This is a genomic window from Actinocrinis sp. (genome assembly GCF_035946395.1).
Taxonomy (GTDB): Bacteria; Actinomycetota; Actinomycetes; order Streptomycetales; family Catenulisporaceae; genus Actinocrinis.
This window is the reverse complement of sequence record NZ_DASYZI010000109.1, coordinates 41,818-52,201: the sequence shown is the minus strand read 5'-3', so window position 1 is coordinate 52,201 and position 10,384 is coordinate 41,818. Positions and strand designations below refer to the sequence as shown.

Here is a 10,384-nt window from a genome sequence, read left to right as displayed (position 1 = left end):
TCATACGCAGGCTGCTGCGGGTGCTGCCGGTGTGATCAAGATGGTGTTGGCGTTGCAGCACGCTGTGGTGCCCGCGACGCTGCACGTGGATGCGCCAAGCCCGCACATCGACTGGACCTCCGGCGCGGTGGAACTCGCCGTTCGGACCGTGCCCTGGCCGCAGCAGGACTGGCCGCGGCGTGCGGGGGTGTCGTCGTTCGGGATCAGCGGCACCAACGCCCACGTGATTCTCGAACAGGCGCCGGACAGCGGACCATCAGAGCGCGGCGATGAGCGGGCAGAGCCTGACGACGAGCGGGGCCTGGACGCGCTGGGCCTGGACGCTGCGAATCAGGACACTGTGAATCAGGGCACTGTGACTCTGAACACTGTGGATCTGAACACCCTGGATCTGGACGCTGCGAAACCGGACGAGCAGGCCGCCGCGGTACTGGCCTGGCCGCTGTCCGCAAGCTCGGCGGCGGGGCTGCGCGGCCAGGCGGCCAGGCTGCGCCGGTTCGTGGCCGAGAACCCCTCGCTCTCGCCGGCGGACGCGGGCTGGTCGCTGGCGAGCGCCCGGGCGCAGCTGACCCACCGCGCGGTGGTGCTCGCCTCGGATCGGGACGGTTTCGAGAGCGGGCTGGCGGCGCTGGAGCGTGACGAGCCGACCGCCGCGACGGTCAGCGCGGTCACCCGGGGCAGGCCGCGCGTGGCCTTCGTCTTCCCCGGGCAGGGCGGCCAGTGGCCGGGGATGGCGGCCGAGCTGCTGGACACGAGCCCGGTCTTCGCCGAGCGGATACAAGAGTGTGAACAAGCCCTGTCCGAGTTCGTGGACTGGTCGCTCACCGCAGTGCTGCGCCAAGCCCCCGGCGCGCCGTCGCTGGACCGCGTGGACGTCGTGCAGCCCACGCTGTTCGCGGTGATGGTGTCGCTCGCCGGGTTGTGGCGCCACTACGGGGTCGAGCCCGCCGCAGTCGTCGGACACTCCCAAGGCGAGATCGCAGCAGCTTACGTGGCCGGCGGCCTGTCGCTGCGGGACGCCGCCCAAGTGGTCGCGATGCGGTCCGCAGCGTTGACCGCATTGCCCGCCGGTGGGGGCATGGCCTCTGTTCAGCTCGGCAGGGAACAGATTCAGCAGCGGCTGTCGCGCTGGGGCGACCGCCTGGAGGTCGCGGCGGTGAACAGTCCGTCGCAGGTCGTGGTGTCCGGTGACGGCGCCGCGCTGGACGAACTCGTCGCCGAATGCGCTGCGGCAGGCGTTCGTGCCCGGCGGATCGAGGTGGACTACGCGGCGCACTCCGCTCAGGTGGAACAACTGCGAGAGTCGCTGCTGACGGACTTGGGCGCAATCACCCCGCGGACCTCGCAGGTGCCGTTCTATTCCGCGGTGACCGCAGGTCTGCTGGACACCGCGCGGCTCGACGCGGAGTACTGGTACCAGAACCTGCGCCAACCAGTTCAGTTCGAGGCGGCCACCCGGGCGCTACGGGGGCGCGGCTTCGGGGTGTTCGTCGAGACGAGCCCGCACCCCGTCCTGGCCATCGCCGTGGCGGACGCCGCCGAACTGGCCGAGGATGCCGCCGAACCGGTCGCGGTGGGCTCGCTGCGCCGCGGTGAGGGAGGGCTCCGGCGGTTCGTCGCCTCGCTTGCCGAGGCGTGGACGGCAGGAGTGCAGCTCGACTGGTCCGTTCTGTTCGGCCCCGCCGCGCAGCTCCTGCCGCTGCCTGCCTACGCCTTCGACCGCCAGCGTTTCTGGCTGGAGGACCCGCGTGCGGCGACCGCCGATCCGGCGGCCCTCGGAGTGGGCGCGACCGGCCATCCGCTGCTGGGCGCCGAGGTGACGCTGGCCGACGGAACCGGCACGGTACTGACCGGCCGGCTCTCGGCGCGTGCCCAGCCGTGGCTGTCCGACCACGCGGTGGCCGGAGTGGCGTTGCTGCCCGGAACCGGATTTGTCGAACTCGCGCTGCGGGCCGCCGACGAGGTGGGCTGCCCGCAGATCGAGGAGCTGACGCTTGAGGCGCCGCTCGTGCTGCCGGACGAGGACACGGTGCAAGTACAGCTGTCCGTCGGTCCGCCGGATGGCGCGGGCCGTCGGCCGCTGGCGATATACGCCCGCTCGGAGCAGGAAGCCGGCCTGGCCGACAGCTGGACGCGGCACGCATCCGGCACGCTCGCCGCCGTCCGGCGGGAGCTGAACGGGGAAGCGCTGCACCTTCGGGAATGGCCGCCGCCGGGCGCGGTGCCGGTGCCGGTCGACCCGGCCGAGTTCTACCGCGAGGCTCAGGATTCCGGGTACACCTACGGTCCGGCGTTCCAGGGGCTGCGGGCGGCATGGCGGCGCGGCGGCGAAGTGTTCGCGGAGGTGGCCCTGCCCGAACCGCTGCACGACGAGGCGGGCCGGTACGGGCTGCATCCCGCGCTGCTCGACGCCGCTTTCCAAGCGATGCTTCTCGGCGCGTTCGCCGCAGACGGCCCCATGGACGGCGCCGCGGGTGAAGGGCCGGCAGCCGCACGAGCCAGGTTGCCGTTCGCCCTCAGCGGCGTGTCGCTGCTCGCTTCCGGCGCGACGGCGCTGCGGGTGTATCTGTCGCCCGCGGGCACGGACGCGGTGAGGGTGGCGGTGGCCGACGGGTCGGGCCGTCCCGTGGCGATCGTGGACCGGCTGGTCTCCCGCCCCGTGGACCCGGACCGGCTCAACGCCGTCCGGGGCGGGTCGAACCGGGCGCTGCTGCGGGTGGACTGGACCGCGCTGCCTGACGCGGCGGCATCCCTTTCCGGCCAGTGGGCGATGCTCGGCGACGACCCGTTGGACATGGCGCGGCAGCTGAGGGCGGCGGGCGCGTCCGTGACCTCGTACCCTGACGTGACCGCTGTCGCAGGCGTAGTCGCGGCAGGCGCAGCGGCTCCGGACACCCTGGTGTTGTCCGCGCGCGGTGCCGCCGGGCTTCCCGACGCGGTCCACGAGCTGACCGCTGCCGCGCTTCTGACGATTCAGAGCTGGCTCGCCGACGAGCGGCTCGCGCGTTCGCGGTTGGTCGTGGTGACCCGGTCGGCGGTGGACGCCACCGGTGCGGACGAGATCGATGATCTCGCGGCGGCGTCGGTGTGGGGGCTGGTGCGTTCGGCGCAGGCCGAGCACCCTGGTCGGCTGGTCCTCGTCGACCTGGCCGCGGCGGACACCTCGCCGGCCGCGTTGGGCCGCGCGCTCACCTGCGGCGAGCCACAGGTCGCGATCAGAGAAGACAGGGTACTGATCCCTCGCCTGGCGCCGGCGGACCCGCGGAGGGAGGCGCTCGTGCCGCCGGCCGACGGTCCGTGGCGGCTGGAGACCGACGGCTCGGGTGTGCTTGAGGGCTTGTCGTTGGTGCCATGGCCACAGGCGGGCCGTCGCCTGGAGCGTGGCGAGGTACGGGTTCGCGTCCGTGCGGCCGGGCTGAACTTCCGGGACGTCCTCGTCGCGCTCGGGGTGTATCCGGGCGAGGCGTTCATCGGCAACGAAGGCGCTGGCGTGGTGTTGGAGACCGGCCCGGGCGTCACCGGGGTCAAGCCCGGCGACCGGGTCATGGGGATGCTGCCCCAGGCGTTCGGCCCGCTGGCGGTGACCGATCACCGCTGGCTGGTACCGATGCCGCCGCAATGGTCGTACGAACAGGCGGCGACGGTGCCCACCGCGTTCCTGACCGCCTACTACGCGCTCGCCCGCGTGGCCGCAGTGCGGGCGGGGGAGCGGGTGCTGGTGCACGCGGCCGCCGGGGGCGTCGGAATGGCGGCGGTCCAGATCGCGCGGCACCTCGGCGCCGAGGTCTACGCGACGGCGAGCCCTGCGAAGCACGACGTCCTGCGTGCGATGGGCCTCGACGACGACCACATCGCCTCGTCGCGGGATCCGCAGTTCGCCGGGCGCGTGCTGGCCGCCACCGCGGGCGTCGGCGTGGACGTCGTGCTGAACTCGCTGGTCGGCGAACTGACCGACGCGTCACTCAGCGTGCTGCCACGCGGCGGGCGTTTCGTCGAGCTGGGCAAGGCGGACCTGCGCGACCCCGACCAGGTCACGCAGGCCCATCCCGCGGTGATGTATCAGGCGATCGACCTCGTGCGGGACGCCGATGCGGAACTTCTGCACAGCATGCTGGCCGAGATCACGGCGCTTGCGCGGGCCGGAGCGCTGCGGCCGCTGCCGGTGCGCGCGACGGACGTCCGGCAGGCGAGGCAGGCGTTCCGGACCATGTCTCAGGGCAGGCACACCGGAAAGCTCGTCCTGACGATGCCGCGCCTGCCGGACCCGTCCGGCACGGTGCTGGTCACCGGCGGGACCGGGACGCTCGGCGCACTGGTGGCCCGGCACCTGGTCTCCGCCTGGGGAGTAAGGCATCTGATCCTGGCGAGCCGCCGCGGCGAGCAGGCGCCCGGTGCGGCGGACCTGCGAGCGCAGCTGCGCGAACTCGGCGCGTCCGTCCGCGTGGCCGCCTGCGACGTGGCCGACCGCGCCGCGCTGGCCGCATTGCTGGCCGCGATTCCGGGCGATCATCCGCTGACCGGCATCGTCCACACCGCCGGGCAACTCGACGACGGCGTGGTCACCTCCCTGACCGCGCAGCAGATGGCCACGGTGCTGCGGCCCAAGGCGGACGCGGCGGTGCACCTCGACGAACTGACCCGAGACGCGGATCTGGGGATGTTCGTACTCTTCTCCGCCGCCGGCGGCGTGATCGGCAATCCCGGGCAGGGCAACTACAGCGCGGCCAACGCCTTCCTCGACGCGCTCGCGGCGAACCGGCGGGCGCGCGGGCAGGCGGCCACCTCGATCGCGTGGGGGCTGTGGGCGCCGGACAGCGGGATGACCGGACGACTGGTCGCTTCGGATCGGGACAGGCTGGCCCGCTCCGGTGCGGCGGCGATGCCCGCCGAGCAGGCGCTCGCTCTCTTCGACGACGCCGTACGTGCCGGTGAGCCGCTGCTGGTCGCCGCGCGGCTGGATGCCAGGGCGCTGCGTGCCCAAGCCCGGCAAGGCACGCTGCCCGCTGTATTGCGCGGCCTGGTCCGCGTCCCGATCCGGCCGACCCTGCACGACAGCGCCGGTGCCGGACAGGACCAGCCCGCCGACTTGGCGCAGCGGCTGGCCGCGGCGACCGGCGCCGAACGGCAGCGCATGCTGCTGAACCTGGTGCGCACGCACGCCGCAGCCGTGCTGGGACATGAATCCACGGTCGCGCTGGAGGGCGGCCGCGGGTTCCTCGACCTCGGCTTCGATTCGCTCACCGCCGTCGAACTGCGCAACCGGCTGGCCGCGGCGACCGGGCTGCGGTTGTCGGCGACCCTCGCGTTCGACTTCCCCAGCCCCGTCGCGCTGGCGCACCACCTGCGTGACCGGCTCAGCCCCGACGTCTCGCCGGACGAGCAGACCGACGGACGGGGCGGCAGTCAAGCCGAGCCCACCGCGGCGCAGGACGACGCGGATATCGCAGCGATCGATGACATGGACCTGGAGGAGCTCATCCGGGCCGTGCACGGGGACGACGACGGACTCGACAGCCCTGCGGGACGGAGCGCGCGATGACCGCATCGACCGAATCGGCTACCGCGGTGCCTACGACCGAGACCACTGCGACCGAACGGCTCGCGGAGGCGTTGCGCGAGTCGCTGAAGGAAACCCGGCGGCTGCGCAAGCAGCGGGACGAGCTCACCGCGGCGTTGCGGGAGCCGATGGCGATCGTCGGGCTGGCGTGCCGCTTCCCGGGGGGCGCCGACTCGCCGGAAGGCTTGTGGCGGCTGGTGGCCGAGGGGCGCGACGCGGTCTCGGGCTTCCCGGTGGACCGGGGCTGGGACCTCGACGGCTTGTTCGATCCCGATCCGGACCGGCCGGGCACGTCGTACGTGCGCGCCGGCGGCTTCCTGCACGACGCGGCGCAGTTCGACGCGGGCTTGTTCGGCATCTCGCCGCGCGAGGCGCTGGCCATGGATCCGCGGCAGCGGCTGGTGCTGGAAACCTGCTGGGAGCTGTTCGAGAAAGGCGGAATCGCTCCGGAGGCGCTCAAGGGCAGCCGCACCGGCGTGTTCATCGGCGCCGGCCCGTCCGACTACGTCACCGGTCTTCGTGAGGTGCCGGAGGCTGTCGAGGGTTATGCGGTGACCGGGAGCACCGGGAGTGTGCTTTCCGGTCGGGTGGCGTACGTGTTCGGTTTGGAGGGGCCTGCCGTCACGATCGACACGGCATGCTCGTCGTCGCTGGTCGCGTTGCACCTCGCCGGCCAGGCGTTGCGTGCGGGGGAGTGTTCGCTGGCGGTGGCCGGTGGGGTGTCGGTGATGTCGAGCCCGAAGGGGTTCGTCGAGTTCAGCCGGCAGCGCGCCCTGGCCGAGGACGGCCGGTGCAAGCCTTTCTCCGCCGCCGCGAGCGGGATGAGCATGGCCGAGGGAATCGGCCTGCTGCTGGTGGAGCGGCTGTCCGACGCGCGGCGCAACGGTCATCGGGTCTGGGCGGTCGTCCGCGGATCGGCGCTCAACCAGGACGGTGCCTCCAGCGGGCTGACCGCGCCGAACGGTCCGTCGCAGCAGCGGGTGATCCGTGCGGCGCTGGCCAGCGCCGGGGTGTCGGCGAACGACATCGATGTGGTCGAGGCGCACGGCACCGGGACGGTGTTGGGCGATCCGATCGAGGCGCAGGCATTGCTCGCGACCTACGGCCGGGGGCGGCCGGCGGGCCGGCCGATCCTGCTGGGGTCGGTGAAGTCGAACATCGGTCATACGCAGGCTGCTGCGGGTGCTGCCGGTGTGATCAAGATGGTGTTGGCGTTGCAGCATGCTGTGGTGCCCGCGACGCTGCATGTCGGCGAGCCGAGCCCGCACATCGACTGGTCCTCCGGCGCGGTGCGGCTCGCGCTGGAGGCCGCGCCCTGGCCGCAGCGGGAGGGGCCGCGGCGCGCGGCGGTTTCCTCGTTCGGGATCAGCGGCACCAATGGCCACGTGATCCTTGAACAAGCACCGGAAGACGAAACGCCGGAGCCCGGCGACGATATGCACCCGATCGCCACACCTACCGTGCCCTGGCTGATATCGGGCCGGGGCGAGGAGGGCTTGCGAGGGCAGGCCGAGCGGCTGCGTGACTTTGTCGCGGCCGACGACCGCCTGGGCGTGGCGGAGGTGGCGCGGTCGTTGGCCAGTGGCCGGGCGGGGCTGTCGCATCGCGCGGTGGTGCTCGGATCGGACCGGGAGCGACTGCTGGCCGGGCTCGGCGCGGTGCTCCGGGAAGAGACGGCATCCGGCGTCGTACAAGGCCAGACGCTGCCGCAGGCCAGCGAAGTCGTCTTCGTGTTTCCCGGCCAGGGCGGCCAGTGGGCGGGCATGGGACTCGAACTGCTGGACTCGGCCGCCGCCTTCCGCGAGCGGATGGAGGAATGCGATCAGGCGCTGACGCCGCTCACCGGCTGGTCCGTTCTGGACGTGCTGCGCGGGAAGGCCGGCACTCCGGGGCTGGAGCGCGTCGACGTGGTGCAGCCCGCGCTGTTCGCGGTCATGGTGTCGCTCGCCGCCCTGTGGCGGTCGGTCGGCGTGACACCGGCCGCGGTGGTCGGGCATTCGCAGGGCGAGATCGCGGCGGCTTGCGTCGCGGGAGCGTTGTCGCTGCCGGACGCGGCGCGGGCGGTAGCGCTTCGCAGCCGGGCGATCGTCGAACTGTCGGGTCTGGGCGCGATGATCTCCGTGGCGCTCGGGCGTACGGACATGCAGCGGCAGCTGTCCCCATGGGGTGAGCGGTTGCAGATCGCGGCCGTGAACGGGCCTTCCTCGGTGGTGGTGTCCGGCGACCCGGATGCGGTCAAGGAACTGGCGGCCTGGTGTGAGGCGGCCGAGGTCCGCGCGCGGATCCTGCCGGTCGACTACGCGTCACACTCGTCGCAGGTCGAGCAGATCCGCGGTCGGCTGCGCCGAGCGCTGTCCGGGATCACGCCCCGGCAGGCCGACATCCCGTTCTATTCGGCCGTCACCGGCGGGCAGGCGGACACGACGACCCTCGACGAAGGGTACTGGTATCGCAATCTGCGCCAACCCGTGGAGTTCGAGGCTGCCATCCGTGTTCTGCTTGAGGGCGGGCACGGAATGTTCCTGGAAGCCAGCCCGCACCCGGTGCTCACCGTGGCGATCGAGGAGACCATCGACGCCGTCGGCGCGCACGCCGCGGCCATCGGCTCGCTGCGCCGGGATCAGGGTGGCGCGGACCAGTTCCTGGCCTCGATGGCGCAGGCGCACGTGCACGGTGTGAACGTCGACTGGAGCGCAGTGCTGCCCGGGCGCGGCGCCGCAGTCCTTTTGCCCACGTACGCGTTCCAGCGGCGGCGCTACTGGCTGGAGCCGGCGGCGCCCGCAGCCGCGCCTCGCGGGCAGGCGGTCGGCGACTCGTGGCGGTATCGGATCGACTGGAAGCCGATCGCCGACGCGCCGACACCTGCGTTGTCGGGGACGTGGGTCCTGGCGGTTCCCGACACGGAGCCCGACCACCAGTGGATCGCAGGGTGCGCCGACGCGCTGGTCCGGCACGGCGCCCGAGTCCTACGGCTGGCGGTGGACGCCGCGCGGCCGGATCGGCAGGAGCTGGCCGGGCGGTTGCGCGAGTTGCTCGCGGACGGCGCCGCGATATCGGGTGTGCTGTCGCTGCTGGCGCTGGCCGAGACCGCGCACGCGCAGCATCCGGTGGTCCCCGGCGGCGTGGCGGGCACGGCCGTGCTCGCGCAGGTGCTGCGCGACGCCGACCTCGGCGCTCCGCTCTGGTGCGTGACGCAGGGTGCTGTTTCAGCCGAGCCCGGAGAGCGGCTCACCAGCCCGGATCAGGCGCAGGTGGCGGCGTTGGGGCGAGTGCTGGGTCTGGAGGATCCGCGGCGTTGGGGCGGCCACGTCGATCTGCCCGGGCGGGTGGACGAGCGGGCGCAGGCACGCCTGTGCATGGCGCTGGCCGCGCCGGCCGATGAGGACCAACTGGCGGTGCGGGCCTCGGGAATCCTGGTGCGCCGGCTCGCGCACGCCCCGCTCGGCGACCGGCCGGCCGCACGCGAATGGAAGCCGAGAGGCACGGTGCTGATCACCGGCGGCACCAGCGGGCTGGGCACGCATGTCGCCCGGTGGCTGGCCGACCGCGGTGCCGAGCATCTGCTGCTGGTCAGCCGCCGGGGCGGTGACGCACCCGGTGTCGCGCAGCTGACCTCGGAGCTGACCGAATCGGGAACCCAGGTCACCGTCGCGGCCTGCGATGTCGCGGACCGGGACGCGTTGGCCGCGCTCCTGGCCGACATTCCGTCGCAGTACCCGCTGACCGCGGTCGTCCACGCCGCGGGCGTCAACGGCCGGTTCGCCGCTCTGGCCGATGTCGACGCGGCCGACTTCGCAGAGGTCTTCGCGTCGAAGGTCGCGGGCGCGGCCAATCTCGACGCACTGCTGGAGAGCCGGGAGCCGCTCGACGCGTTCGTGCTCTTCTCCTCCAACGCGGGCGTCTGGGGCAGCGGAAGCCAGGGGGCATACTGCGCGGCGAACGCCTACCTGGACGCGTTGGCCGAACATCGCCGCGGGCGCGGCCTGACCGCCACGTCGCTGGCCTGGGGCGCCTGGGACGGTGACGGCATGCTCGCCGACCCCGCGCACAAGGAGTACCTGAGCCGGCGGGGCGTGCGGTCGATGGCGCCGAATCTCGCGATCCGGGAACTGGCCCGCGCGCTGGATCACGACGAGACCTTCGTCGCGGTCGCGGACATGGACTGGGAGCGGTTCGCCGAGACCTTCACCGCGGCCCGGCCGCGCCCGCTGATCGGCGAGCTGCCCGAGCTGCGGCAGGCCCCGAACCGTGGGCAGGCCGCGCCCGCCGCCGAACGGGCCGATCCGTCGCTGGTGCGGAGGCTGGCCGGTCTGTCGTCGGCGCAGCGCAGCCGCCGGCTCGTGGAGGCGGTGTGCACGGAGGCCGCGGCGGTGATCGGGCTGGACGATCCCCGGGAGATCGATCCCGGCCGGGCGTTCCGGGAGGCCGGGTTCGACTCGCTCACCGCGGTGCAGTTGCGCAACCGGCTGTCCACGGCCACCGGCATGTCCCTGCCCGCGACGCTCGTGTTCGACCACCCCACCCCCACCGCGCTCGCCCGCCATCTCGAAGCGGGCATCTGGCCCGACGACGGCGCCGGCTCCCCGCGAGTGCTGGTGTCGGCGGTGCTGGCGGACATCGAAAGGCTCGAAGCCGCCCTGGCGGCGCTCCCGCAGGACAGCGACGTGCAGGTTCGCGCCACGCAGCGCTTGGAAGCACTGCTGCGGTCGCGGCACGGGGCCGCCGAGGACGCCCGCGGCGCGCTCGATCTGGATCTGTTGGAGTCGGCGACGGCCGACGAGGTCTTCGACCTGATCGACAAGGAGCTCGGCGCCGGCTGACCTCTGA

Annotated in this window: 2 protein-coding genes; both read left to right on the top strand. The window is 72.9% G+C overall.

Going from position 1 to position 10,384, the window contains the following annotated elements:
* The coding region (locus VGS97_RS07290) for a type I polyketide synthase (RefSeq protein ID WP_326852480.1) at positions 1-5,539 on the top strand (5,539 nt) is incomplete at its 5' end.
* A complete protein-coding gene (locus tag VGS97_RS07285; protein ID WP_326852479.1) occupies positions 5,536-10,377 on the top strand; it encodes a type I polyketide synthase in 4,842 nt (1,613 codons plus the stop codon). The genes VGS97_RS07290 and VGS97_RS07285, both read left to right, overlap by 4 nt.
* Positions 10,378-10,384 lie beyond the last annotated feature (7 nt).